This is a genomic window from Streptomyces sp. NPDC002935 (assembly GCF_040611295.1).
GTDB lineage: Bacteria > Actinomycetota > Actinomycetes > Streptomycetales > Streptomycetaceae > Streptomyces.
Genome location: NZ_JBEXNW010000055.1, coordinates 1 through 25,655 on the forward strand (window position 1 = coordinate 1; position 25,655 = coordinate 25,655).

The window sequence follows — 25,655 nt, forward strand, 5'->3', positions numbered from 1 at the left end:
CTCCCGGACCCGCGCCTTGCTGATCACGTCGAGCCCGATCGTCGGCTCGTCGAGGTAGAGCACCGCCCCGGCGGCCACGACCCCGGACCTCGACGGCCCGCCCCTGAACACTCCCGCCGAGCCCGGTGCGGACACCTCGCGGGCGTCGGGCCCCGTGGACGCCGAGCCGGGGTCCGGCCCGGCCGCGGACTCCGGGAGCCCCGCGCCCGACGGAACCGCGAAGGGCCCCCGGGCCCGGCTCGCGTTCCGTCGTGTCCGCACCCACCTCGGCACCGTCGCCGGTGTCCTCATTCTCGGCGTGCTGCTCTGGCGGATGGGCACGGGGGTGTTCCTGGACGGCCTGCGGCGGATCGACGGCACGACACTGTGGGCGGCGATCGGGATCGGCCTGCTCACCACGGTGTTCAGCGCCTGGCGGTGGTGCATCGTCGCGCGCGAGCTGCGCATCCGGCTGCCGCTGGGCGCGGCCGTCGCGGACTACTACCGCGCGCTGTTCCTGAACGCCGCCCTGCCCGGCGGAGTCCTCGGCGATGTGCACCGGGCCGTGCGGCACGGGCAGAGCGCCGGTGACATCGGCAGGGGCGTACGCGCGGTGGTGCTCGAACGCACCGCGGGACAAGCCGTGTTGGTGGCCGTCGGCGCGGTGGTGCTGCTCACCCAGCCGTCACCGGTGCTCGCGCAGTCCCGCGAGTTCGCACTGATCCTCGCGATCGTCTCGGTGTGCGGCGTCGTCACCGTGGGCGCCGTGCGCAGAGGCCGGGCCCCCGCGGTCACCGGCCGGTACGGCGCCGTCCGCGGCACGCTCGTCGAGGCGCGCGGCGCCCTGCTGGCCCGGGGCAGCTGGCCCGGCGTGACGCTCTCGTCGGTGCTGGTGCTCGCCGGCCACCTGGCGATGTTCGTGCTCGCCGCGCGGAGCGCCGGATCCACCGCGTCCGTCGCCCAGTTGATGCCACTGGCGCTGCTCGCCCTGCTGGCCATGGGGCTTCCGCTGAACATCGGCGGCTGGGGGCCCCGCGAGGGCGTCACCGCCTGGGCGTTCGGCGCCGCCGGGCTCGGCGCCGGCATGGGCCTCACCGTCGCGGTGATCTACGGAGTGCTCAGCTTCGCGGCGAGCCTGCCCGGCGCCGTGGTCCTGGTCGTCCGGTGGGGTGGCGCGCTGCGGCGCCCCCGCGAGGAGAGCGCGGGAGGGCCTGATCAGTGCAGCGTCTCGGACGTCACCAGGGCGAAATACGCCCCGAACGCCTCGGTCAGCCCGGCGAGGAGCTCCTTCCCCTTCTCCGCGCCGGCCATCGAGGGACGGCCGATGACCCCGGACTCGGTATAGGCCGACATGCCGAGGGTGAGCAGATGCCGACGGTCGTCGGCGACGAAATCGGAGGCCTCATAACCGTCTTTGACGCATTCCGGATGGGCATGCAGGAGAATGGACGTCTCGATTTCTCCCGCGTGCATATCGGTGAGCAACGACGTCTGCACACCGGCCCGTTCACACGCGCCTTCCCAGTCCTCCATGGCCGGGAAAAGCGCCATACGAGTACCGGTGCCCGCGGATTCCTGGACTACATTGCCCAATACGTAATTCCCGCCGTGTCCGTTGACCACCACCAGGGTGTCGATGCCCGAGCGGCGCAACGACGCGGCGATGTCACGGACGACCGCGTACAGGGTGACGGAGGAGATGCTGACGGTACCCGGCCAGGCGGCGTGCTCGTGCGAGCAGGAGATCGTCACCGGAGGAAGGAGATGCACCGGATAGGCGGCCGCGATCTCCCCCGCGATGGCGCACGCCACGAGTGTGTCGGTCGTCAGGGGCAGGTGGGCGCCGTGCTGTTCGAGGCTGCCGACGGGAAGCACGGCGACCTGACGGGTGACACCGGCCCCCCGCTCGCGGACGTCCTCCGTGGTGTCCAGCGGCAGCACACCGGACACCGTCGCGCGCGTTCCCGAACTACTCATGTTTTTCACGGCCCTTTCGACTCTGCTTAGGAACCAGATCATGACAGATAACTTTGGCGTACTCGGCGGGAATGCCCACCTCACAGGTGTCGAACGAGTCGTGATTGCCCCACTGCCCACCGAGTACGGCGATTTCCATGCCGTCGGCTACCTCGACCACGACCGCGGCGAGGAACAAGTCGTCCTCGTCCACGGGGACTTGGACACTCTCCGCGAAGGGGACGTGCTCACCCGGCTGCATTCCGAATGCCTCACCGGCGACGCCTTCGGATCGCAGCACTGCGAGTGCGGCCCCCAGCTCGTCGCCTCGCTGCGCGCCATCGCGGCCGAGGGCCGCGGCATCCTCGTCTACCTCCGGGGTCATGAGGGCCGGGGCATCGGACTGCTCGCCAAGCTGAAGGCGATGAAGCTCCAGGCGGAGGGTCTCGACACCGTCGAGGCGAACGTCGCCCTCGGGCTGCCGGTGGACGCCCGGGACTACCGGGTGGCGGCGGAGATGCTGCACGACCTCGGCGTACGGTCCGTACGGCTGCTGTCGAACAACCCGCGCAAGCGTGAGTCGCTGCTGCGCCACGGCATCAAGGTCGCCGAGCAGGTGCCGCTGCTGATACCGCCGTGCGAGGACAACCTCAGCTATCTGCTGACCAAGCGGGAGCGCCTCGACCACTACCTGCCCCACCTGGACAGCGAGGAATGGACCAAGGCGATCTTTTGCGAATCGGCGAAGACGGTTATCACTGAGGAATGACGCACGACGACCTCGGTCCGCTGTTCCTCTCGCGCGAGCAGGTGACACGGCTGCTGGACACCGACGCGGCGATCGCCTCGCAGCGCGCGGCCTTCACCGCGCTCGGTGACGGCACCGCGGAACTGCCCGGCAAGATCATGCACCCCAGCCGCTTCGACGACAGCGTCGTCTTCGCGTACCTGGCCCGCCTGTCCGCGGACACCGGGGCGGTCGCCAAGATCGGCAGCGTCAATCCCGGCAACGCGGCGGCCGGGCTGCCGACCGTCCACGCGGTGATCAACGCGCTCGACCCGGTCACCGGGCGGCTCGTCGCCGTCATGGACGGCACCGCGGTGACGACCCTGCGCACCGCCGCGGCCAGCGCCGTCGCCTTCGACGTGCTGGCCGGCGCCGACAGCGCGGAGCTGGGCCTGCTCGGCTCCGGCACCCAGGCACTCGCCCACGCGCGGGCCGTCGCCCGGGTGCGCGAGCTGCGGTCCGTACGACTGTGGAGCCCGCATCCCGGCCGGCGCGCCCGAGCGGCGCAGCGCCTGGCCGCCGAACTCGGTGTCGCCGTCACGGCCGTCGACTCGGCCGAGGAGGCCGTGGCAGGGCTGCCGATGGTCGCCGCCTGCACCCTCAGCAGCACGCCGGTCGTCCGGGGCGCCTGGCTGGCCCCGGGCTGCACGGTCGTCAGCGTCGGATCCTTCGAGCCGACCCGCAGCGAGGTCGACGCGGAGGTGCTCCGGCGGGCCGCCGCGGTGGTCGTCGACGATCCCGGGACTGCGGCCGAACACGCCGGGCCGGTGGTGGACGCGCTGCGGGAGGGCCGGCTCGCCCCGGGAGATCCGATCGCGCTCGGCGACGTGCTCACCGGCCGGCGTCAGGCCCGCACGCGGCCCGAGGACATCGTCTTCTACAACAGCGTCGGACTCGGCATCCAGGACGCCGCCGCGGCGTGGGCCGTCATCCACGCGGCAGGGGCGGCGGAGCCCGGCGCCTGACCTCGGCGCGCACGGTCGTCGGCCGAGCCCGGTGTACGACCTCGGCGCTCACGGCCGTCGGCGGCGGCGTCCTGGGCACGGGCATCGCCCGGCACCCGGCAGGGCGGGTGGTCGCGGATTCATCGCGCCCCGGGATCAACCTCGTATGATCGCCGGGCACTTGGAGTCGTCCGACGGGGCCGGACAGGTCCCCTCCGAGTGGTGAGAGAGGACCATGAAGACGGCGGCGCACGTGCCTTCGCCGCAGGCGTCCGGTCCGACCGCGAGGTGCTCCTGGTGTGCGCGGGCGTGATCGTGGCCGCCACGGTGCTCAACCTGTGCGTACGGGATGTGTACCGGATCAACCGGACGACGTCGAAGCCGAGTTGAACGGCGAGGCGATCAGGCCGGTACCGCCTCGTGCAGCAGCCGTTTGAGCTCGGGGAAGACCGAGTGGGAAGCCGTCGGGCGGAACTGGCTGAGGAACTGCACGGTCAGATCGCGCCGTGGGTCGACCCAGAAGGTCGTGGTGGCCACTCCGCTCCAGCCGAACGCGCCCTCGCTCGACGGGGCACGGGTGATCGCCGGGTCCACCACGACGGAGACGCCGAGGCCGAAACCGAGGCCCGCGTTGCCCGGTTCCTGGTGGACGGGGCTGCCGAAGGAGCGCCGGTCGGCGTTGCCGGGCAGTTGGTTGGTCGCCATCATGTCCACGGTCCCGGGGCGGAGCAGACGGGCTCCGTCGAGTTCGCCGCGGCGGCGGAGCATCTCCATGAAGCGGTGGTAGTCGTGGGCGGTGGCCACCATCCCGCCGCTGCCGGACAGGAAGCGGGGCCGGCCGCGCAGCGGGAGTCCGGCGATCGGGGTGATCCCTCCCTCGCCGTCCTCGCCGTACAACTCGGCGAGTCTGCCCGCCTGTTCGTCCGCGACGTGGAAACCGGCGTCCGTCATGCCGAGGGGCCGGAAGATCCGCTCGTGGAGGAAGGCGTCGAGATCCTGGCCGGACACCACCTCGATGACCCGACCGAGGACATTGGTGGCGACCGAGTAGTTCCACCGGGTGCCCGGCTCGAACTGGAGCGGCAGCCGGGCGTACACCTCGCAGGTCTCCGCCAGGTCCGCGCCCGGCGCGACGGACGACTCCAGACCGGCGTCGCGGTAGAGCTCGTCGACGGGGTGCGCGTGGTAGAAGCCGAAGGTCAGGCCGGCGGTGTGGGTCAGCAGGTGGCGGATCAGGATGGGCCGGTCGGCCGGCCGGGTCGTCGTGTCGGGTCCCGTTCCGCCGACGTAGACCCGTGGCTCGGCGAAGGCCGGAAGGAAGTCGGCCACGCGGTCGTCGAGCCCGAGGCGTCCCTCTTCGAGGAGCATCAGCGCGGCGACAGAGGTGACGGGCTTGGTCATGGAGTAGATCCGCCACAACGTGTCGCTCTCCACCGGGAGCCCGGCCTCGCGGTCGCGTCTGCCGTACGTGGTGAGGTGGGCGACCTGTCCGTGCCGGGAGACGGCGACCAGATAGCCGGGCAGCCGGCCGTCGTCGACCAGACGGGCGAAGTGCCGGTCGAGTCGGTCCAGCGCCTCGGCGTCGAGGCCGACCGATCCCGGCTCGACTTCCTGTCGCAGATGTCCCATGGCTCTCCTCCGGGCGGCGGCTCGTGTCCTTCATCGTTCCGTACGGGCTGGTGAGGCTTCCTCCGGGCTCCCGTGAGCGGCGCTCACGGTGTCCCTATGCCCCGGAAGCCGCAGGGCGATCAGCGTTCCTGCCGCGGAGAACGCCGCGAGCGTCGTCAGGGTGGGTCCGACGGCGGCGCCGGGTGTCACCGTCATCAGCGTGGCCGCCGCCGCGATCCCCAGGGTGGGCCCGACGTTCATCGCCGTCTGCTGCAACCCGCCCGCCACACCGGCCGACGCCGCGGACGCGTGCCGCACGACGACCGCCGTCGCCGTCACCATCACCGTGGCGAAACCGGCGCCCAGCAGCAGGAAACCCAGTCCGATGGACACGGCCGTCGACGCCTCGTCGAGCTGGGCCAGCAGCAGGACACCGAGCGTGAGGACGAGCGTTCCGGCCATGGTGGTCCGCCGCGGGCCGAACCTGCGCAGCAGCACGGCGGCGACGGGAGCGCCGAGCACCATCATCACGCCGCCCGGCAGGGCCCGCAGGCTGGTCTGCAGCGGGTCAAGACCCAGGGTCCCCTGAAGGAAGTAGCTGGCGACGAACAGGGTGCCGAGCATGGCGGCGGACGCGGCCACCAGAATGCCGAGCGCCGCGCCGATGGTCGCCGAGCCGAGGACGTCGGACGGCACCAGAGGGCTGGCGGCGCGGCGTTCCCGACGTACGAACGCGGCGCCGGAGACGGCCACCACGGCGAGTCCGGCCACGGTCGCAGCCGTCCACCCGGCGTCGGGTACGGCGACCAGTGTGTGCACCAGGGCGACCAGGGCCACCGTGAGCAGACAGGCGCCCGGCACATCGAGGCCGTCCGCCGCGGCCGGGCGCGCGGTCCTGGTCCCCGCGTCGTCCGGCGCCCGGACGGTGAGCGCCGCCGTGCCCATCACCAGCGCGGGCAGCACGTTGAGGAAGAAGACGGCCCGCCACCCGAAGTTGCTGACCAGCGCGCCGCCGAGCAGCGGACCGGCGGCCGCGGCGAGACCGATGGCACTCGTCCGCAGCGCGATGGGCATCCCGAGCCGGTCGGGCGGGTACGCGGCGCGCAGCATCCCGAGCGTGGCCGGTTGCAGCAGCGCGCCGAAGACGCCCTGTACGACCCGCAGCGCGATCACCCAGCCGATCCCGGGCGCGACGGCGATCCCCGCCGACGCCGCCCCGAACCCCAGGATGCCGAGGGCGAAGACCCGTTGATGCCCGTGGCGGTCTCCGAGGCGTCCCGCGAACACCAACAGGCCCGCCACCGCGATGAGATACCCGGTGCTGGTCCACTGGACCCGCGCGAACGAGGCGTCCAGGTCGCGTTGCAGCGTGGGCTGCGCGACCGTGAGGACCGTGCCGTCGAGGGCCACGATCACGGCACCGACGACGCTGCTCGCCAGGGTGATCCGGCGGTGCGCGGTCGCCGGGGCGGTGCGGCGGGCGGCGGACTGCGAACCGGGCACGTTCACCGCTCCTCCGGTCCGAGGTGCGCGTCGAGTGCCGCGTGCAGGAGGGGTACGAAGTCGTCGGCGCCCGTGGCGAGTTTCAGGCTTCCCCAGCCCCACAACTGGGCGATGCCGTGCAGGTTCGCCCACAGGGCACCCGCGAGGATGCGGGCGTCGGCCTCCGGACGCACCCGGCCGACGAGGTCGACCAGCGCCCCGAACAGCGGCAGGCTAGTCTCGCGGAGCCCCAACTCGTTGCTCTCCAGAAGGTCGTGACGGAACATCAGCTCGTACATGCCGCGCTGGGACAGCGCGAAGTCCAGGTAGACCTTCGCCAGGGTGGTGAGCCGGGCACGGGGGTCGCCCCCGCCGTCACCGTCCGCCTCCGTCGCCCGGGCCTGGAGGTCGGTGAAGCCGCGGCGCGCGATGGCGGACAGCAGCTCCAGGTGGGTCGGGAAGTAGCGGCGCGGGGCGCCGTGCGAGACCCCCGCCCGGCGGGCGATCTCCCGCAGCGTCAGCGCCTGCGCGCCCTCCCTCGTCACGAGATCGACTCCGACGTCGATCAGGCGCGTCCTCAGCCCGATGGTCTCCCGTTCACTCATAGACACTGTCTACCAGGAGTGAGTAGACACTGTCTACTCATGTGCGCGATGAGGGACGGGCCCGGAAGGACGTCGGCGCGGAATGACGTGCCGGATCCCGAGCGTTGAACCACACATGACTGAGGAAGCGACCCAGGACGCACTGCTCAAGCTGCTCTCCGAGTACAAGGGCGGGGTGCTCGTCACCCTCAAGAAGGACGGCCGGCCCCAGTTGTCGAACGTCAGCCACTTCTATTACCCCGACGAGGGGGTCATCCGCGTCTCGCTCACCGACGACCGCGCCAAGACCCGCAATCTGCGCCGGGACCCGCGGGCCTCGTACCACGTGACCAGCGCGGACCGGTGGGCGTACACGGTCGTCGAGGGCACGGCCGAGCTGACGCCCGTCGCCGGGGACCCCCACGACGAGACGGTCGAGGAGCTCATCCGGGTCTACCGGGACGTCCTCGGCGAACACCCCGACTGGGACGAATACCGTGCCGCCATGGTCCGCGACGGCCGGCTCGTGCTGCGGCTGCGCGTGGAGCGGGCCTACGGGATTCCCGGACGCTGACACGTTCCCCGGCGCCCAGGGGGCGGCGGGGAACGTCCCTCCCGCTTCTGTGAATGCGCGGGCCTCAGCCGGTCAGGGACTTCCACAGCGTGATCGAGCGGTCCTCGACCGCGACCTGGTCGTTGTGCCCGTGGCCGTCGGCGATGCAGATGATCCGGTATTTCTGCTGGTGGAACACCCAGAACAGGCTCAGCCCGTTGATGCGCTGCATGTCCGGCACAGCGAGGAACTCGTCCACGCGGGAGACGCCGGCCAGCGACTGCCACAGACTGAGCGAACGGTCGCCGCGCTCGATGACGTCGTTGTGCGCGGAGCCGTCGGCGATCGAGATCAGCCGGTAGACCTGCTGCCCCAGGGAGGAGTGGAAGAGCCAGTAGTGGCTCTTCCCGTTCTGGCGCTGCATGTCGGGCACCGGCAGGAAAGCGTCCACCTGCTCGATTCCGTTGAACGAGGCCCAGGCCGAGATCGGCCGGTCGGGCCGGTCGACGGCGCCTGCCGCCTCGGGGTCGAGTCCGGACTCCGCTCCGTCCGCGATCGAGATCAGCCGGTAGACCTGGCGGCCTTCGACGGTGTGGAACAGCCAGTACCGGCTCCGGCCGTTGACACGCTGCTCGTCCGGCACCGGCAGGATCGCGTCCACCTTTGACACGCCGATGTAGCACGGCCAGGTGGCCAGGGGCCGGTCGGGGCGCTCGACGACGTCCTTGTGCTCGTCGCCGTCGGCGATGGAGATGGTGCGGCAGACCGGTCCGTCGCCACCGGTCCCGTAGGCCCAGTACCAGCTCTTGCCGTTGTCCCGCTGGCGGTCGGGAATCGGGAGGAAGGCGTCGGTCGGACGGACGGTCTCCGGGAGTTTGTCGGTGAGGTGGCCGTCGCCCAGCAGCCGCAGTGTGGTGAGCGAGGGGACGAAGGCGTAGACCGAGCCCTCGGTGGTGACGAACTGATGGAAGCTCAGCTCGGTCGTCGCGTCGGGGCTCTCGAAGTTGACCTTGCCGGTGAGGCCGACCATCGGGTCGGGGCCGGGCTTCGCGGGGCGGTTCGGCGGGAAATCGACGTTGTCGATCCACATCTTCTGGATGAACTCGAACTGCTCGACGAGGTCGGACTGGTAGCAGACGAAGAGCAGCCCGCGCGGGTGGTCGGGGCCGCCCGGGCCGTCCGAGGCCGGGTCGAAGGGCGCACCGTAGGGGGCGCCGCGGCGGATGATCCGGCGTCGGTCCATGACCGGCTTCTCGGGGAGCGGGCCCGCGCCGGGCCTCTCCTGCAGGCCGTCCCGGGGGTTGGTCTTGCGCAGGTGGGAGAAGAGCGGGGTGGTGAACCCCTCCGGGTCGTTGCGGTAGCCGAAGTCGTTGTCCTGGCCCGCGAGGGCGTTGTCGGGCATGTCGGCGTGCGGGCACTTGGCGACGGGAGTGCCCGAGCGCCAACGGCCCACCATCCGGGCGGCCAGCCATTCGGCGGTCGCCTCGTCCGGCACCACTTTGGCCTTCCTCAGGACCTTCAGCTGCGCGGCGACCTGGGCCCACCAGCCCGGGACGTCCTGAGCGAGCCGGCGCACCACCTGGAAGCTGCCGTTGTCGGCCCACTCCGGCATCTCGTCGTACGGAATCCCGCCGACCCGGTCGTGCCCGATGACGAACTCGCCGGGCGGGACCAGCCGGGTGCCCGGGTGGTCCTTGACGTACTCCGGCCGCTCCGGGTCGGGCTCGTCGAAGCCGATCACCCCCGGCTCGCTGACCCCGTCCTTGAAACCGAAGTGTTCCTTTCCGCGGCGGGTGCCCGGCAGCGTGGCGCCGTTCTGCTGGAAGACGATCACGATCTTGGCCTGCGCGGCTGCCTCGCGCTGGGCGGTCAACGCGTCCTGGAGCCCCTCGGCGGTGTCGGAGGCGACGGTGATCACGGCGTGCACGGTCTGGCCCTTGCCGTCCCCGAACAGCCAGTTCTCGGGTGAGCTGTCGCCGGTGTCGCCCAGCGAGCGCTTGTGGGACCCCTCCTTGAACGCCTCCAGAGTGCCGCCCTTCCGTACCGAGGGCAGGGGGTCCTTGCCGCCGATGAGGACCTTCAGGCCCTCGTAGGTGAAGCTGACGTTCGTCCAGGTGGCCTTCAGCGCCTTCGGGTCGTCGCCGCCGGTGGCCTGCCTCGCCATGCGGAACGCCGCGTTGAAGGTGGCCACCTGCCTGGTGGTGGAGATCTGGGATGCGAGCCGCTTCACCCAGGTACGAGCCCGAGCGGGGTCCTCGAACTTGAGGAAGAGCAGCGTCATGCGGTCCTTCTTGAAGCCCGCGATCACATCGCCCTGGATGTCGTCGCTCTCACGAAGTTTGGGCTCTTCTCTCACGTTTTCTCCTTGACAGACGCATATGCCACGGAATGATCACAGTAATCGAGACGCTACGTCATGTGATCGACGAAGGCGTGGGGGTGCCGCCGGACGGGCCCGTCAGCAGGCATGCGCCGTGACGCAAAATCCCAGCCCTGTACGGGTTCTGACTCGTTCGGCCGCCGGAAGATCACCCGCCCGCCCGGCATCGCGCGACAGCGGACGATCAAGAGGCGAACACTGTGCGTAGTCACGTGCTCGCGTCATGTGCCCGCCATCGGGTCGGTGACACGGCGCGGCCGCGACGCCACCGCTGCGCGCCCTTCCCCTCTCTCGCAAGGAGTCCCATGTCCCGTAGGAAGCTGACCGGGCCGTCGTCCAGAAGGACGTTGGCCGCGGCGATCTCCGCGTGTGCCGTCTCCGCACTGACACTCGCCGTGCTGTCCTCCGGCCCGGCCGCCGCCCATGAGCACGGTGGTGACGGCACCTCGGCCGACCGGTCGCAGGCCGACCAGGACGAGGCGAAAGTCATCGGCAAGGAGCACGCCGATGAGCACGCCATGACCAGGAGGGCCATCAAGGCCGTCGGCGAATACCCACAGTCCACCCGCACCGAGCGACTCAAGGCACTCGGGGCCTCCCAGGCCAAGGTCAACGCGGACTTCGACGCGATGGACTCCGGCCGGTTCCGGGAGTACTTCCAGTCGCCGGACTTCGCCGCGCACATCGCCATGCTGCCCACCGGCAAGGTGCTGCTGTTCTCCTTCGAGCGCATCGAGAGCAACCCTCAGAAGGAACCCGCCCCGACCGACACCATCGGCAAGGAGAACGCGGGCCGCGCGTACCTGTGGGATCCGGCCAAGGGCACCGGCCCGGGCTCGTTCGCCAAAGTCACGCCGCCCGTGATCAACATGCCGGACGGGCTCAACCAGCCCCGCCCCGCGCCGTTCTTCTGTGCCGGTCATTCCTTCCTGCCCAACGGGATGCTCGGCGTCTTCGGCGGCAACCTCGGCGGCAACGGCGGTTCCGGCGCCAAGCTCTCCCTCGTCTTCGACCCGTGGGAGGAGAAGTGGTACCAGAACCAGGACATGGTGGTCGGCCGGTGGTACCCGTCGGTGGTGACCGGCGCGGACGGGCGGCAGCTGATCATGTCCGGCCAGTCGGAGCTCGGCTGGGGCACCCCCACCTCGATCGTCGAGCGCTTCCCCGCCCTGAACAAGCCCGTGCCCACGGCCAAGATGGACAAGCCGGAGGGCTGGGCGCCGGAACTGTTCAAGGCCGACGCCCCGTTCAAGCGTGACTACCCGCACCTCTTCTCGCTGCGTGACGGCAAGATCTACGGCCTGGGCCGGAACCCCGACCAGCAGTGGAAGTTCGACCCCGCCGCCGAGACCCGGACGGACCTGGCACCTCGCCCGGACAACATGCCGCGCAACTACGGGTCCGCCGTGCCGCTACCCGCCGGCTTCAAGGGCCCGGACTCGGTGCTGGTGCTCGGCGGGGACCGGAACGACCCGAACACCTATCAGCTGGTCGGCGGCCAGTGGAGCAAGGAGAAGGCGAGAGCCTTCGGCCGCACCCAGGACGACACCCTGCTCATGCCGGACGCGACCCTGATGACCGTCAACGGCGCCTTCGACATCCGCGACTACGGCAACGGCCCGTACAACCCCAACGCGGATCTGAAGTACCGCCAGATCGAACTGCGCGACGAGAAGGGCAACTGGAAGCTCGGCCCGGCCCAGCGGCTGCCGCGCGGCTACCACTCCAACGCCGTGGTGCTTCCGGACGGCCGGGTGATGGTCACCGGTGACGAGCTCCAGCAGCTCGCCAACGACCCCGACGTCAGCGACGACATGAACGGCAGTATCGAGATCTACGAGCCGGCCTACCTCCAGCAGGGCAGCCGCCCCCACCTCGGCACCGTGTTCAACCCGTCCGTCGGATACAACGAGAAGATCACGGTGAGCAGCAACACCGCCGCCGACGTCACCCGCGCAGTCCTGCTGGCACCGACCACCGCGACCCACTCGGTCAACACCAGCCAGCGCCACCTCGACCTGCGGATCAAGAGCCGCAGCGGCAGCTTCCTCGAACTGCAGGCGCCCCCGTCGGCCAATGCCGCCCCGCCCGGCTACTACATGCTCTTCCTCCTCAATGAGGAGGGCGTACCCAGCACCGCCGGCTGGGTCCAGCTCAAGCCGGCCTCCGGCGGCCAGACCCGGGGGTCGAGCCTCCGTCCGCAGTAACCGCGCGGCTCTGAGGACCTCCGCTGTTCGGAGGTCCTCAGAGGGCTTCGGCTCCGTCACCGCTCAGGACCCCGGCGACGTGGGGAAGGGGATCCGATCAGCGATGGGTGCGGCTCGTTTCGAGTGAGGCCGCTGGTCAGGCGGTCACGGCCGCACGCCTGACCGCGTCGCCCGCCGCGTCCTCGCCGAGCAGCTCGGTCGGCACCTTGTGCGTCTCCCGGGCGGTGAGCGCGGCGAGGACCGGCGGCACGCACAGGGCCGCGGTGAACAGGGCCACCGAGGACCAGTCGTCACCGCCCGGTCCGGCGATCTGCGCGGCGAAGGTGACGGCGAACCCGGCCACGGCGAAGCCGATCTGGGTGCCGATCGCCATGCCGGAGAGCCGGACGCGGGTGGAGAACATCTCGCCGTAGAAGGAGGGCCAGACACCGTTCGCGGCGCTGTAGACGAGACCGAAGGCCAGGATGCCGAAGAGCAGCACCAGAGGGTACGAGCCGGTGGAGATGGCCCACAGGTAGGCGAACATCAGGACCGCGCTGCCCGTGGCGCCGATCAGATAGACCGGGCGGCGGCCGATGCGGTCGGAGAGCGTGGCCCAGGCGGGAATCGCGCCGAGGGCGACCAGGTTGGCCAGCGCGCCCACCCACAGCATCTGCGTCCGGGACAGACCGACGGCGTCACTGGTGCCGTAGGCCAGCGCCCACACCGTGAAGATCGTGCTGACCGAGGCGATGAGCGCCCCCGCGACGACGCGCAGCACGTCCGCCCAGTGCTCGCGGAAGAGCACGGCGAGAGGCAGTTCGACGACCCCCTCGGTCGCCGCCTGCCGGGTGAAGGCCGGAGTCTCCTGGAGCGTACGGCGGATGACGTAGCCGACGACGGCGACCCCGACGCTCGCCCAGAAGGGCACGCGCCAGCCCCAGGAGAGCAATTGGTCCTCGGGCAGCGCGGCCACCGGCAGGAAGACCAGGGTCGCGAGGAGTTGGCCGCCCTGGGTGCCGCTGAGGGTGAAGCTGGTGAAGAAGCCGCGCCGGTCCGGCGGCGCGTGTTCCAGCGTCATCGAGCCGGCGCTGGCCTGTTCGCCGGCCGCGGAGATGCCCTGCAGGACCCGGCACAGGACCAGCAGGACCGGGGCGAGGCCGCCGACCTGCGCGCGCGTCGGCAGACAGCCGATCAGGAACGTCGAAAGACCCATCAGGATCAGCGTGAAGACCATGATCTTCTTGCGGCCCACCCGGTCGCCGAAATGGCCGAGGAAGAGCGCGCCGACGGGGCGGGCCGCGTAGGCGACGCCGAACGTGGCGAGTGACAGGAGGGTCGCGGTGGCCGGGTCGGACTCGTCGAAGAAGACCTTCGGGAAGATCAGGGCCGCGGCGCTGCCGTAGATGAAGAAGTCGTAGTACTCCAGGGCGCTGCCGATCCAGGCGGCCATGGCGGCCTTCCTGGGCTGACCTGGAGGCGCGTCGAGCGGGACGGCGGTGTCGGACACGGCGTGCTCCTTCGGGAACTCCGGGGACGGGAGTGCGGCGGGGCCGGGGGACGGATGCCGGGACCCCGAGGGGTGCGGGTCGGCCGTGCCGGGAGTGAGTCCGGGCGACGACCGCAGTCTCACGGCTAATTAACCCACTGGATAGTTAGTAGCGGATGGCTACGGATGTTGCGCCCACGTTTCCCGGGTGTCAAGGGGTCGCGCCGAAGGATCTCTCCGTGCTCAGTCCGTGGCGCGGTCCGCGGTCAGATAGGCGATGACCATGTCGCCGAGCATCGTGCGGTAGTGCTCCCGCTGGTCGGACGCGACCAGATCGCGGCCGAACAGGGCTCCGAACGTATGGCGGTTGGAGACCCGGAAGAAGCAGAAGGCGCTGATCATCGCGTGCAGGTCCACGGCGTCGACGTCGGCGGTGAACAGGCCCGACTCCCGGCCGGTCGCCAGGATCCGGCCGATCACGTCGAGCGCGGGCGAGCCGATTCTCCCCAGTTCCTCGGAGGCCGCGATGTGTTCCGCCTCGTGGATGTTCTCGATGCTCACCAGGCGGATGAAGTCGGGATGCGCCTCGTGGTGGTCGAAGGTCAGCTCGGCGAGCCGGCGGATGGCCGCGACCGGGTCCAGATGCTCGACGTCCAGCTCCTGTTCGGCCTGCCGGATCACCGAGTAGGCACGCTCCAGGACCGCCGTGAAGAGCTGCTCCTTGCCGCCGAAGTAGTAGTAGATCATCCGCTTCGTGGTGCTGGTGCGGGCGGCGATCTCGTCGACCCGGGCGCCCGCGAAGCCGGCGCGGGAGAACTCCTGGGTCGCCACGTCGAGAATCTCGGCCCTGGTGCGGGCGGCGTCGCGGATGCGCCCGCCCGGTCGTGCGGGTTCTTCGACGCTGGTCATCGGGTTCCTTCGGGCGAGTCGGTCGGTGTCCGCGATTCTAGAAGCAGGGCGCCCCGACGTGAGGTCGCCCAGGTTCCCTCTCTTCCCTTCGGGCGGGCGGCCTGATAGGACTAACGGACTAGTTCGTACATTACTCGTTCGTCGGTCGGTCGCCGGCCGCTCACCGACCTGCCGCCGACCCCACGCCTCCGGAGGCCCGCCGTGTCCCAGACCTCGTATCTCGTCGGCCTCATCGGCTCCGGAATCGGTCCCTCCCTCAGCCCGGCGCTGCACGAACGCGAGGCCGACCGGCACGGACTGCGCTGTCTGTACCGGCTGATCGACATCGACACCCTCGGCGCTCCACCGGAGGCGGTCGGCGATCTCGTACGCGCCGCACGCGACGTCGGCTTCGACGGGCTGAACATCACCCACCCCTGCAAGCAACTGGTCATCGCGCACCTCGACGAGCTCGCCCCGCAGGCCGCGGCGCTCGGCGCGGTCAACACCGTCGTCTTCGAGGACGGCCGCGCGATCGGGCACAACACGGATGTCACCGGCTTCGCCGCCTCCTTCGCGCGCGGACTGCCCGACGTCTCCCTGGAACGGGTCGTCCAGCTGGGCGCGGGCGGCGCGGGGGCGGCCGTCGCCCACGCGGTGCTCACCCTGGGCGCGGGGCACATCACCCTTGTCGACGCGATGCCCGACCGCGCCGCGTCCCTCGCGGCAGCGCTGAACCGCCACTTCGGCGACGGCCGGGCCGCCGCCGCGACGCCGGACACCCTCTCGTCCCTGCTCGCCGACGCCGACGGCATCGTGCACGCCACGCCCACCGGCATGGCCGCGCACCCCGGACTCCCGTTCCCGGCCGGACTGCTGCACCCCGGGCTGTGGGTGGCCGAGGTGGTCTACCGGCCGCTGGAGACCGAGCTGCTGCGCACCGCCCGCGCGGTCGGCTGCGCCACTCTCGACGGGGGCGGCATGGCCGCCTTCCAGGCCGCGGACGCCTTCCGGCTCTTCACCGGGCGGGAGCCCGACCCGGCGCGGATGCTCGCGGACATCGCCGAACTGGCCGGCGCCGCGGGCGCCCGGAGCTGAGGACCGTGCGAGCCGGGAGGGCGCGACGACCGGCCGCGATGACCGGGAGGCCGCGATGACCGGACGGGCGCCGGACCGGTGGAGGCCGGACCGGTGGAGGCCACTCGACCCGTTCCCCGCACTCCTGTCCGTGTCCCGCCCCGGCCGGGCCCCGAACCGAAGTGACACCGAAGGAGCATCGCCATGCGTACGTCCATCGCCACCGTGTCCCTCAGCGGCTCCCTGACCGAGAAGCTCACCGCAGCGGCCCGGGCGGGGTTCGACGGTGTCGAGATCTTCGAGAACGACCTGCTCGCGAGCCCCCTCACCCCCGAGGAGATCCGGGCCCGTACCGCCGACCTCGGACTGAGCATCGACCTCTACCAGCCGATGCGCGACATCGAGGCCGTCCCGGAGGAGGAGTTCGCGCGCAATCTGTGGCGGGCCCGCCACAAGTTCGAGCTCATGCGCCGCCTCGGGGCCGACACCGTGCTCGTGTGCTCCAGCGTCTCGCCGCGCGCCGTGGACGACGACGCGCTCGCCGCGGAGCAACTGGGCCGACTGGCCGGACTCGCCGAGGACTTCGGCGTCCGGGTGGCGTACGAGGCGCTCGCCTGGGGCCGGCACGTGAATACGTACGACCACGCCTGGAGCATCGTCGAGGCAGCCGGTCACCCCGCCCTCGGGACCTGCCTGGACAGCTTCCACATCCTCGCGCGCGGCTCGGACCCCAAGGGGATCGAGGGCATCCCCGGGGACAAGATCTTCTTCCTGCAACTGGCCGACGCCCCGCTGATGGCGATGGACGTGCTCCAGTGGAGCCGTCACTACCGCTGCTTCCCCGGCCAGGGCGGCTTCGACCTCTCCGGACTGCTCGCACATGTCCTGCGCGCCGGCTACCGCGGCCCCCTCTCCCTCGAAGTCTTCAACGACGTCTTCCGCCAGGCCGAGGCCGGGCCGACCGCCGTCGACGCCCGCCGTTCCCTCCTCGTCCTCCAGGAAGCGACCCGGCCCCTGCTGCGGGAGGCTGCCGGGCTCGCGGCACCGGCCGCCCCCGTCGTGCCGACCGGCGTCGCCTTCGCCGAACTCGTCACCCCCGACGTCGTCCCCGTCGCCGAGGTCCTCGGCGCCCTCGGCTTCACCCGTACGGCCCGGCACCGCAGCAAGCCCGTGGACCTGTGGGAGCAGGGCCGGGCCCGGGTCCTCGTCAACACCGGACCGGCCGCCCGGCGCGACGGCACCGCGCTGGCCGCCATCGGCCTGGAGTCGCCCGACCCCGCCGCCGCGGCCCGGCGCGCCGAATCCCTCCTCGCCCCCGTCCTGCCGCGCCGCCGTGCCCTCGAGGACGTGCCCCTCGACGCGGTCGCCGCGCCCGACGGCACCGAACTCTTCTTCTGCGCGTCCCCCGCGCTCCCGGTCCTGCCCGGGCAGGTGGGTTCACCCGTCCGTCCGGAACTCCGCGACTGGACGGACGACTTCGAGCACGCCGAGCACGCCGAGCACGCCGAGCACGCCGAGCGCACCGAGCGCACCGAGCTCGTCGGGCGCGTCGGGCGCGTGGGGCAGGGGTCGGGCGCCGGCTCCGTCACCCGGATCGACCATCTGGCGCTCACCCAGCCCTGGCACCAGTTCGACGAGGCCGTCCTCTTCCATCACAGCCTGCTCGGGCTGAGCGGCCAGGAGAGCGTCGACGTCGCCGACCCGTACGGACTGCATCGCAGCCGCGCCGTCACGAACGCCGACGGAAGCGTCCGCATCGCCCTGGGCGTCGGCCCCGCGCCCACGGACGACGGCGCCCGCGCCCAGCACATCGCGCTCGCCACCGACGACGTCACCGACGCCGCCCGGCGCTTTTGCGCCGCGGGCGGCCGTCTGCTGGCGGTGCCCGCCAACTACTACGACGACCTGGCCGCACGGTACGAACTCGGCGACGAGGAGCTGGCGACGTACCGCGAACTCGGCATTCTCTACGACCGTGACCGGAAAGGGGAGTTCCGGCACTGCTACACGGAGACCGTCGGCCGAGTCTTCTTCGAACTCGTCCAGCGCGACGGCGGATACCAGGGGTACGGAGCGCGAAACGCCCCGGTGCGCCTCGCGGCGCAGCGTGCGGCGGGACGAGCGGGACGCTGACGCGCCGGGCCACCCGGGCCGGTCGCCGTGTCGCTGACGATGCCGGACAGGGCGCCGCGGTGCCTCCGGACGCGCCGCGGCCCCGGCCGCCACGCCAACGCACCCACCCCACCTGGGGTGTTGAGCGCGTCGGAGACGTGGCGCGGCCGTGGCCGGGTCAGCCGGTGTACCGGGTTCCTACAGGTCGAACTCGTGCGGCGGCAGGTCGAGCGTGAAGCACGCCTCCCGCACGACGGCCTGCTCGGTCTTGTCGAAGTCGCCGTCGGCGCCGCCGATGACGATGCCGATCTGGATGACGGCGCGCGCCTCGGCGGGCTTCTTCTTCGCCTTGGCGATCTCCTGGAGGACGCTGACCTTGCCGAAGGCGAAGTCGGCGGTCAGCTTGTTCAGGTTGTCGTCGAAGCGGCGCTGGAGGTCGATGGCGTCGAAGTTCTGCAACACCTCGTTCGTGGCGATGAGCTGGGCCACACGCTGCCGCTCGGACGGGTCGATAGAGCCGTCCGCCGCGGCGACGAGCGCGCACATCGCCATGCTCGCGTCGCGGAAGGAGCCGCTCTTCAGATCGTTCTTCTTCGCCACGAGCTGGGTCTGCATCGTCGACGCGGACTCCTTGATGCGGTCCCACAGGGCCATGAGAACTCCATACGTAGGCAAGGGTCCGGTCCGCCCGAGCGGGCGGACCGGAAACCTCTTCGGTTTCTACAGCACCGTAGAAACTAGCGGACCACGACGGAAGTTCCCGGCTCGTTCCATGTGGCGATCACCGGATCGCCGTGCTCGGTGGAGAGCCGGCTGACTGTCCCGGTCGAGAGCTGGAACAGCCGCCCCGACTCGGGCGGCAGCCCCAGTCGGCGGGCCGTCAGGACACGCAGGAAGTGCGCGTGCGCCACCAGCACGACATCACCGGGGTGGTTGCAGAGCGCGGCGTCCACCCGGGAGAGCACCCGGTCGGCGCGCACCCCCACCTCGCGAGGCGATTCGCCGGGGTGGCCGTCCGGGCCGGGCGGCACCCCGTCGTTCCAGAGCACCCAGTCGGGCCGGTCCCGGTGGATGGCGCGGGTGGTGATCCCCTCGTAGCCGCCGTAGTCCCACTCGTGCAGATCGGGGTCGATCCGCCCGTCGGACAGGCCCGCGAGCTCGGCGGTCCGTACCGCGCGGTCGAGGGGGCTGGTGAGGACCTGGGCGAAGGTGTGCCCCGCGAAGAACGGGGCCAGGGACTTGGCCTGTTCCTCACCGTGCGAGGTGAGCGGAAGGTCGGTCCAGCTGGTGTGCTGTCCCGTCAGGGTCCACTCGGTCTCTCCGTGGCGGACCAGGATGAGATCGCCCATGGTCCGCCTACTTCGCCGACTCGACGGCGTGGCCGCCGAACTGGTTGCGCAGCGCCGCGATCATCTTCATCTGCGGCGAGTCGTCCTGACGGGACGCGAAGCGCGCGAAGAGGGACGCCGTGATGGCGGGCAGCGGTACGGCGTTGTCGATGGCCGCCTCCACGGTCCAGCGGCCCTCGCCGGAGTCCTCCGCGTAACCGCGCAGCTTGTCCAGGTGCTCGTCGCCGTCCAGCGCGTTGACGGCGAGGTCGAGCAGCCAGGAGCGGATCACGGTGCCCTCCTGCCAGGAGCGGAACACCTCACGTACATCGGTGACCGAGTCGACCTTCTGCAGGAGCTCCCAGCCCTCGGCGTACGCCTGCATCATGGCGTACTCGATGCCGTTGTGGACCATCTTGGAGAAGTGGCCCGCGCCCACCTTGCCTGCGTGCACGAAGCCGAAGTCGCCCTCCGGCTTGAGCGCGTCGAAGACCGGCCGCACCTTCGCGATGTTCTCGGCGTCGCCGCCGACCATCAGCGCGTAGCCGTTCTCCAGGCCCCACACTCCGCCCGAGACACCGGCGTCGACGAAGCCGATGCCCTTGGCCGCCAGCTCCTCGGCGTGCTTCTCGTCGTCGGTCCAGCGGGAGTTGCCGCCGTCCACGACCGTGTCGCCGGCCTCCAGCAGGTCGCCGAGTTCGTCTATGACGGACTGGGTGGGGGCGCCGGCCGGCACCATCACCCAGACCACGCGCGGGCCTTCGAGGCTGCCCACGAGTTCGGTGAGGCTGTGCACGTCGGCGAGGTCCGGATTGCGGTCGTAGCCGATGACGGTGTGTCCCGCGCGGCGTATCCGCTCGCGCATGTTGCCGCCCATCTTGCCGAGGCCGATGAGTCCGAGCTGCATTGTCAGTTCACTTCTTCCGGAGAGTGCGGTAAGCGGCCACGAGAGCGGCCGTGGAGGGATCGAGTCCGGGGACGTCGGCGCCCTCGGTCAGGGCGGGCTCGACCCGCTTGGCGAGCACCTTGCCGAGCTCGACGCCCCACTGGTCGAAGGAGTCGATGTTCCAGATCGCGCCCTGCACGAACACCTTGTGCTCGTAGAGCGCGATCAGCTGGCCGAGGACCGAGGGGGTCAGCTCGGCGGCGAGGATCGTGGTCGTGGGGTGGTTGCCCTGGAACGTCTTGTGCGGCACCAGTTCCTCGGGCACTCCCTCGCCGCGCACCTCGTCCGGTGTCTTGCCGAAGGCGAGCGCCTGCGTCTGCGCGAAGAAGTTCGCCATCAACAGGTCGTGCTGCGCCTGGAGTTCGTCGCTGAGTTCGCCGACGGGGTTGACGAAGCCGATGAAGTCGGCGGGGATCAGCTTGGTGCCCTGGTGGATCAACTGGTAGTAGGCGTGCTGGCCGTTGGTGCCGGGCGTGCCCCACACCACCGGTCCGGTCTGCCACTCGACCGGATGCCCGTCACGGTCCACCGACTTGCCGTTCGACTCCATGTCCAGCTGCTGGAGATAGGCGGTGAACTTGGACAGGTAGTGCGAGTACGGCAGCACGGCGTGCGACTGCGCGTCGTGGAAGTTGCCGTACCAGATGCCCAGCAGACCCATCAGCAGCGGTGCGTTGGCCTCCGCGGGAGCCGTGCGGAAGTGCTCGTCGACCAGGTGGAAGCCGTTGAGCATCTCGCGGAAACGGTCCGGGCCGATCGCGATCATCAGCGACAGACCGATCGCCGAGTCGTAGGAGTAACGGCCGCCGACCCAGTCCCAGAACTCGAACATGTTGGCCGTGTCGATCCCGAAGTCCGAGACCTTCTCGGCGTTCGTCGACAGCGCCACGAAGTGCCGCGCCACCGCCTTCTCCTCGCCGAGCCCGGCCAGCAGCCAGGAGCGCGCGGAGGTGGCGTTGGTGATCGTCTCGATCGTGGTGAACGTCTTCGAGGCGATGACGAACAGCGTCTCCGCCGGGTCGAGGTCCCGCACGGCCTCGTGCAGGTCGGCGCCGTCCACGTTCGACACGAACCGCACGGTCAGCGAGCGGTCGGTGAACGAGCGCAGCACCTCGTACGCCATCGCCGGACCGAGGTCCGAGCCGCCGATGCCGATGTTGACGACGTTCTTGATCCGCTTGCCGGTGTGCCCGGTCCACTCGCCCGAGCGCACCCGCTCGGCGAAACCGGCCATCTTGTCCAGGACGGCGTGCACGGCCGGCACGACGTTCTCCCCGTCGACCTCCACCACCGCGTCCCGCGGCGCGCGCAGCGCGGTGTGCAGCACCGCGCGGTCCTCGGTCACGTTGATCTTCTCGCCCCGGAACATCGCGTCCCGCAGCCCGAAGACGTCGGTGGCGGTGGCGAGTTCCTGGAGCAGGGCCAGGGTCTCGTCGGTGATCAGGTGCTTGGAGTAGTCGATCCGCAGGTCACCGACCTGTACGACATAGCGCTCGGCGCGGGCGGGATCGGCGGTGAACAGCTCGCGCAGCCGCGGGTGGAGCAGCGCGGTCGCGCGGTGGTCCTCCAGGGCCACCCACTCCGGGCGCCGTGTGGGCTTGGGGGAGTCAGACATGACGGGGGGTCTCCTTGGTGGCCTCGCCCCGCAGGGCGACGGCGTACATCTCGTCCGCGTCGAGGCGGCGCAGCTCCTCGGCGATCAGCTCGGAGGTGGAGCGCACTTTCAGCGCGAGGGTGCGGGAGGGCTGACCGGGCAGGGACAGAGTCGCCAGCGGGCCTTCTGGGCGGTCGATCACGATCTCGCCGTTCGCGGTGCCGAGCCGGACGGCGGTCACCACGGGGCCGGCGGTGACGACGCGCTCGGTCCTGACCTGGAGGCGAGCCTCCAGCCAGCGGGCCAGCAGTTCGGCGCTCGGGTTCTGCGCCTCGCTCTCGACGGTCGCCGAGATCACCTTCGTACGGGCCTGGTCGAGGGCGGCCGCCAGCATCGAGCGCCACGGCGTCAGCCGGGTCCACGCCAGGTCGGTGTCGCCCGGCGCGTACGAGGCGGCGCGGGCGTCCAGCGCCTGGAGCGGGGCCTCGACGGCGTACATGTCGGTGATCCGGCGCTGCGCGAGGGCGCCCAGCGGGTCCTTGACCGGGTTGTCGGGCGCGTCCACCGGCCACCAGACGACGACCGGGGCGTCCGGCAGCAGCAGCGGCAGGACCACCGAGTCGGCGTGGTCGGAGACCTCGCCGTACGTCCGCAGGACGACCGTCTCGCCGGTGCCCGCGTCGGAACCGACGCGCACCTCCGCGTCCAGACGGGAGTTGGTGCGGTCGCGCGGGCTGCGGGCGACGCGCTTGATGACGACCAGGGTGCGCGAGGGGTGCTCGCGGGAGGCCTCCTCGGCCGCCTTGATCGCGTCGTACGCGTTCTCCTCGTCGGTGACGATGACCATCGTCAGGACCATGCCCACGGCGGGGGTGCCGATGGCCCGGCGCCCCCGTACGAGCGCCTTGTTGATCTTGCTTGCCGTGGTGTCGGTCAGGTCGATCTTCATGGCCTGCGCCAGCTCCGTCCGTCTCGTGCGAGCATTTCGTCGGCTTCCTTCGGGCCCCAACTGCCCGAGGGGTACTGCGCGGGCGTGCCGTGCGCGTCCCAGTACCCCTCGATCGGGTCGAGGATCTTCCAGGACTCTTCCACCTCCTGGTGGCGGGGGAAGAGATTGGCGTCGCCGAGCAGGACATCCAGGATCAGTCGTTCGTACGCTTCGGGACTGGACTCGGTGAACGACTCGCCGTACGCGAAGTCCATGGTGACGTCCCGGATCTCCATCGAGGTACCCGGCACCTTGGATCCGAAGCGCACCGTCATGCCCTCGTCGGGCTGGACGCGGATGACGATGGCGTTCGCGCCGAGCTCCTCGGTGGCCGTGGAGTCGAAGGGGGAGTGCGGGGCGCGCTGGAAGACCACCGCGATCTCCGTCACCCGTCGGCCGAGGCGCTTGCCGGTCCGGAGATAGAAGGGGACGCCCGCCCAACGGCGGTTGTCGACCTGGAGCTTGACGGCCGCGTAGGTGTCGGTCGTCGACGCGGGGTCGATGCCTTCCTCCTGGAGGTAGCCGCGCACCTTCTCGCCGCCCTGCCAGCTCGTCGCGTACTGGCCGCGCACGGTGTGCTCGCCCAGGTTCTCCGGCAGCTTGACCGCCCTGAGTACCTTGAGCTTCTCGGCGAGCAGCGACTCGGCGTCGAAGGCGGCCGGCTCCTCCATGGCGGTCAGCGCCATGAGCTGGAGCAGGTGGTTCTGGATCACGTCCCGGGCGGAGCCGATGCCGTCGTAGTAACCGGCCCGGCCGCCGATACCGATGTCCTCGGCCATCGTGATCTGGACGTGGTCGACGTACGACCGGTTCCAGACGGGCTCGTACATCTGGTTGGCGAAGCGGAGCGCCAGGATGTTCTGGACGGTCTCCTTGCCGAGGTAGTGGTCGATACGGAACACCTGGTCCGGGTCGAACACGCCGTGCACGATCCGGTTCAGCTCGCGCGCGCTCGCCAGGTCGTGGCCGAACGGCTTCTCGATGACCGCGCGCCGCCACGAACCCTCCGGAGCGTCCGCGAGACCGTGCCGCTTGAGCTGCTGGACCACCTTCGGGAAGAACTTCGGCGGTACGGAGAGGTAGAAGGCGTAGTTGCCGCTCGTGCCCCGGGAGGAGTCCAACTCCTCGACGGCCGCTCGCAGTTGCTTGAACGCCGCGTCGTCGTCGAAGTCCCCCGGGATGAACCGCATGCCCTCGGCGAGCTGCTGCCAGACCTCCTCGCGGAACTCCGTCCGCGCGTGCTCGCGCACCGAGTCGTGCACCACCTGCGCGAAGTCCTGGTCCTCCCAGTCACGCCGGGCGAACCCGAGGAGGGAGAAGCCCGGCGGCAGCAGACCCCGGTTGGCGAGGTCGTACACGGCCGGCATCAGCTTCTTGCGGGACAGGTCACCGGTGACACCGAAGATGACGAGACCGGAGGGGCCCGCGATCCGGGGGAGCCGGCGGTCGCGCGGGTCGCGCAGCGGGTTGTCCCAGTCGGCCGCCGGGACGCCGAGCGCCTCGGCGAGGGCCTCGGGGCTCATCCCACCCGGTTCCACGGCCGCGTCACCGGATCCCTGCGGCGCGGCGGGCGCACCCTGCGGGGTGCCGTCGGAAAGCGCCTCACCCTTGGTCATTCCCCCTCAACTCCCTTGCCGCGAAGCGAGGTCGCCACCGCGTCGAGAAGATCCTCCCAGGCCGCCTCGAACTTCGAGACGCCCTCGTCCTCCAGTTGCCCGACGACCTCGTCGTAGGAGATCCCGAGCGCCTCGACCGCGGCCAGATCGGCACGGGCCTGGGGGTAGCCGCCGGTCACCGCGTCGCCGTGGATGTCTCCGTGGTCGGCGGTGGCGTTCAGCGTCCCCTCCGGCATGGTGTTGACCGTGCCCGGCGCGACCAGCTCGTCGACGTACAGGGTGTCCTTGTACGCCGGGTCCTTGACGCCCGTGGAGGCCCACAGCGGACGCTGCTTGTGGGCGCCGGACGGGGCGAGCGCCGTCCAGCGGGCGCCGCCGAACACCTCCTCGTACGCCTCGTAGGCGAGCCGCGCGTTGGCGAGCGCCGCCCTGCCCTTGAGCGCGAGGGCCTCGTCCGTGCCGACCTTCGCGAGCCGCTTGTCGATCTCGCTGTCGACCCGGGAGACGAAGAAGGAGGCCACGGAGTGGATGCCGGTGAGGCCGATGCCCGCGGCCTGCGCCCGCTCCAGGCCCGCCAGGTAGGCGTCCATGACCGCGTGGTAGCGCTCCAGGGAGAAGATCAGCGTCACGTTGACGCTGATGCCGAGGCCGATGACCTCGGTGATCGCCGGGAGGCCGGCCTTCGTCGCCGGGATCTTGATCATCACGTTGGGGCGGTCGACCAGCCAGGCGAGCTGCTTGGCCTCGGCGATCGTGGCGGCCGTGTCGTGGGCGAGGCGGGGGTCGACCTCGATGGAGACCCGGCCGTCCCGGCCGCCGGTCGCCTCGTACACCGGGCGCAGGATGTCGGCGGCGGCGCGCACGTCCGCGGTCGTCATCATGCGGACGGCCTCGTCGACCGTCACCCCGCGCACGGCGAGATCGGCCAGCTGCTCCTCGTATCCCTCGCCGGAGCCGATGGCGGCCTGGAAGATGGACGGGTTGGTGGTCACGCCCACCACGTGGCGGGTCGCGACGAGTTCGGCCAGGTTGCCGGACTCGATCCGCTTGCGGGACAGGTCGTCCAGCCAGATGGAGACGCCTTCGTCGGAGAGGCGCTTCAGGGTTACCGCGGTCGCGGTTGCTTCGGTCACAGTGATCATCTTCCTTCGTGCGAAC

21 protein-coding genes and 1 pseudogene are annotated in these 25,655 nt (G+C 70.8%); 8 read left to right on the forward strand and 14 right to left on the reverse strand.

What is annotated here, in order from left to right:
* Nucleotides 1–313 precede the first annotated feature (313 nt).
* Nucleotides 314–1,057: pseudogene (locus ABZX90_RS41135) on the forward strand (lysylphosphatidylglycerol synthase transmembrane domain-containing protein); the annotation flags it as partial.
* A 137-nt stretch (nt 1,058–1,194) separates the two neighbouring features.
* Here ABZX90_RS41135 and ABZX90_RS41140 read toward each other — a convergent pair.
* Nucleotides 1,195–1,956, reverse strand: a complete 762-nt coding sequence (locus tag ABZX90_RS41140; RefSeq protein ID WP_355213410.1) for a creatininase family protein — start codon at nt 1,954–1,956, stop codon at nt 1,195–1,197.
* 40 nt (nt 1,957–1,996) lie between these two features.
* On the opposite strand from ABZX90_RS41140, the gene ribA reads away from it, so the two are divergent.
* The 3 genes from ribA (at nt 1,997) to ABZX90_RS41155 (ending at nt 4,056) form a co-directional block, all read left to right on the forward strand.
* On the forward strand, nt 1,997–2,704 hold the full coding sequence (gene ribA, locus ABZX90_RS41145) for a GTP cyclohydrolase II (RefSeq protein WP_351119095.1): 708 nt from the start codon (nt 1,997–1,999) through the stop codon (nt 2,702–2,704).
* A complete protein-coding gene (locus tag ABZX90_RS41150) occupies nt 2,701–3,687 on the forward strand; it encodes an ornithine cyclodeaminase family protein (RefSeq protein ID WP_351119096.1) in 987 nt (328 codons plus the stop codon). The genes ribA and ABZX90_RS41150 overlap by 4 nt, the downstream gene beginning before the upstream one ends.
* A 201-nt stretch (nt 3,688–3,888) precedes the next feature.
* A complete protein-coding gene (locus ABZX90_RS41155) occupies nt 3,889–4,056 on the forward strand; it encodes a hypothetical protein (protein ID WP_355213411.1) in 168 nt (55 codons plus the stop codon).
* A 12-nt stretch (nt 4,057–4,068) separates the two neighbouring features.
* On the opposite strand, the gene ABZX90_RS41160 is transcribed toward ABZX90_RS41155, so the two are convergent.
* The 3 genes from ABZX90_RS41160 to ABZX90_RS41170 are packed head-to-tail and all read right to left on the reverse strand — an operon-like array spanning nt 4,069 to nt 7,361.
* A complete protein-coding gene (locus ABZX90_RS41160; protein ID WP_351119099.1) occupies nt 4,069–5,295 on the reverse strand; it encodes a serine hydrolase domain-containing protein in 1,227 nt (408 codons plus the stop codon).
* Nucleotides 5,296–5,325: 30 nt separating this feature from the next.
* On the reverse strand, nt 5,326–6,777 hold the full coding sequence (locus ABZX90_RS41165) for an MFS transporter (RefSeq protein ID WP_351119101.1): 1,452 nt from the start codon (nt 6,775–6,777) through the stop codon (nt 5,326–5,328).
* A gap of 2 nt (nt 6,778–6,779) precedes the next feature.
* On the reverse strand, nt 6,780–7,361 hold the full coding sequence (locus ABZX90_RS41170) for a TetR/AcrR family transcriptional regulator (RefSeq protein WP_351119103.1): 582 nt from the start codon (nt 7,359–7,361) through the stop codon (nt 6,780–6,782).
* A gap of 115 nt (nt 7,362–7,476) precedes the next feature.
* On the opposite strand from ABZX90_RS41170, the gene ABZX90_RS41175 reads away from it, so the two are divergent.
* The gene (locus ABZX90_RS41175; protein WP_326784535.1) at nt 7,477–7,914 is read left to right on the forward strand and encodes a PPOX class F420-dependent oxidoreductase; all 438 of its coding nucleotides are present in this window, start codon (nt 7,477–7,479) and stop codon (nt 7,912–7,914) included.
* A gap of 64 nt (nt 7,915–7,978) precedes the next feature.
* On the opposite strand, the gene ABZX90_RS41180 is transcribed toward ABZX90_RS41175, so the two are convergent.
* Nucleotides 7,979–10,249 carry a Dyp-type peroxidase gene (locus ABZX90_RS41180; RefSeq protein ID WP_355213412.1) on the reverse strand — a complete coding sequence of 757 codons (2,271 nt, stop codon included), beginning with the start codon at nt 10,247–10,249 and terminating at the stop codon, nt 7,979–7,981.
* 329 nt (nt 10,250–10,578) lie between these two features.
* Here ABZX90_RS41180 and ABZX90_RS41185 point away from each other — a divergent pair, with 329 nt between their 5' ends.
* Nucleotides 10,579–12,480, forward strand: a complete 1,902-nt coding sequence (locus ABZX90_RS41185; protein ID WP_355213413.1) for a galactose oxidase early set domain-containing protein — start codon at nt 10,579–10,581, stop codon at nt 12,478–12,480.
* A gap of 136 nt (nt 12,481–12,616) precedes the next feature.
* On the opposite strand, the gene ABZX90_RS41190 is transcribed toward ABZX90_RS41185, so the two are convergent.
* On the reverse strand, nt 12,617–13,912 hold the full coding sequence (locus tag ABZX90_RS41190) for an MFS transporter (protein ID WP_351119380.1): 1,296 nt from the start codon (nt 13,910–13,912) through the stop codon (nt 12,617–12,619).
* 279 nt (nt 13,913–14,191) lie between these two features.
* Nucleotides 14,192–14,857: a TetR family transcriptional regulator gene (locus tag ABZX90_RS41195; protein ID WP_351119110.1), complete on the reverse strand. Its 666-nt coding sequence runs from the start codon at nt 14,855–14,857 to the stop codon at nt 14,192–14,194.
* A gap of 201 nt (nt 14,858–15,058) precedes the next feature.
* Here ABZX90_RS41195 and ABZX90_RS41200 point away from each other — a divergent pair, with 201 nt between their 5' ends.
* The gene (locus ABZX90_RS41200; protein ID WP_351119111.1) at nt 15,059–15,934 is read left to right on the forward strand and encodes a shikimate dehydrogenase; all 876 of its coding nucleotides are present in this window, start codon (nt 15,059–15,061) and stop codon (nt 15,932–15,934) included.
* Nucleotides 15,935–16,117: 183 nt separating this feature from the next.
* Nucleotides 16,118–18,046, forward strand: a complete 1,929-nt coding sequence (locus ABZX90_RS41205; RefSeq protein WP_355213414.1) for a TIM barrel protein — start codon at nt 16,118–16,120, stop codon at nt 18,044–18,046.
* Between the two features lie 177 nt (nt 18,047–18,223).
* On the opposite strand, the gene ABZX90_RS41210 is transcribed toward ABZX90_RS41205, so the two are convergent.
* The 7 genes from ABZX90_RS41210 to tal all read right to left on the reverse strand — a co-directional run bounded on the left by ABZX90_RS41210 (nt 18,224) and on the right by tal (nt 25,639).
* Complete coding sequence (locus ABZX90_RS41210) at nt 18,224–18,679, reverse strand: TerB family tellurite resistance protein (protein ID WP_351119115.1); 456 nt, start codon at nt 18,677–18,679, stop codon at nt 18,224–18,226.
* Between the two features lie 83 nt (nt 18,680–18,762).
* Entirely contained in the window at nt 18,763–19,374 is a 612-nt protein-coding gene (locus ABZX90_RS41215; protein WP_351119116.1) for a histidine phosphatase family protein, read from the reverse strand.
* 7 nt (nt 19,375–19,381) lie between these two features.
* The gene (gene gnd, locus ABZX90_RS41220; RefSeq protein ID WP_351119117.1) at nt 19,382–20,260 is read right to left on the reverse strand and encodes a phosphogluconate dehydrogenase (NAD(+)-dependent, decarboxylating); all 879 of its coding nucleotides are present in this window, start codon (nt 20,258–20,260) and stop codon (nt 19,382–19,384) included.
* Nucleotides 20,261–20,267: 7 nt separating this feature from the next.
* Nucleotides 20,268–21,914, reverse strand: a complete 1,647-nt coding sequence (gene pgi, locus ABZX90_RS41225) for a glucose-6-phosphate isomerase (RefSeq protein ID WP_355213415.1) — start codon at nt 21,912–21,914, stop codon at nt 20,268–20,270.
* Complete coding sequence (gene opcA, locus ABZX90_RS41230) at nt 21,907–22,842, reverse strand: glucose-6-phosphate dehydrogenase assembly protein OpcA (RefSeq protein ID WP_355213416.1); 936 nt, start codon at nt 22,840–22,842, stop codon at nt 21,907–21,909. The genes pgi and opcA overlap by 8 nt, the downstream gene beginning before the upstream one ends.
* On the reverse strand, nt 22,839–24,404 hold the full coding sequence (zwf, locus tag ABZX90_RS41235) for a glucose-6-phosphate dehydrogenase (RefSeq protein WP_355213427.1): 1,566 nt from the start codon (nt 24,402–24,404) through the stop codon (nt 22,839–22,841). The genes opcA and zwf overlap by 4 nt, the downstream gene beginning before the upstream one ends.
* A gap of 89 nt (nt 24,405–24,493) precedes the next feature.
* Nucleotides 24,494–25,639, reverse strand: a complete 1,146-nt coding sequence (gene tal, locus ABZX90_RS41240; protein ID WP_355213417.1) for a transaldolase — start codon at nt 25,637–25,639, stop codon at nt 24,494–24,496.
* Nucleotides 25,640–25,655 lie beyond the last annotated feature (16 nt).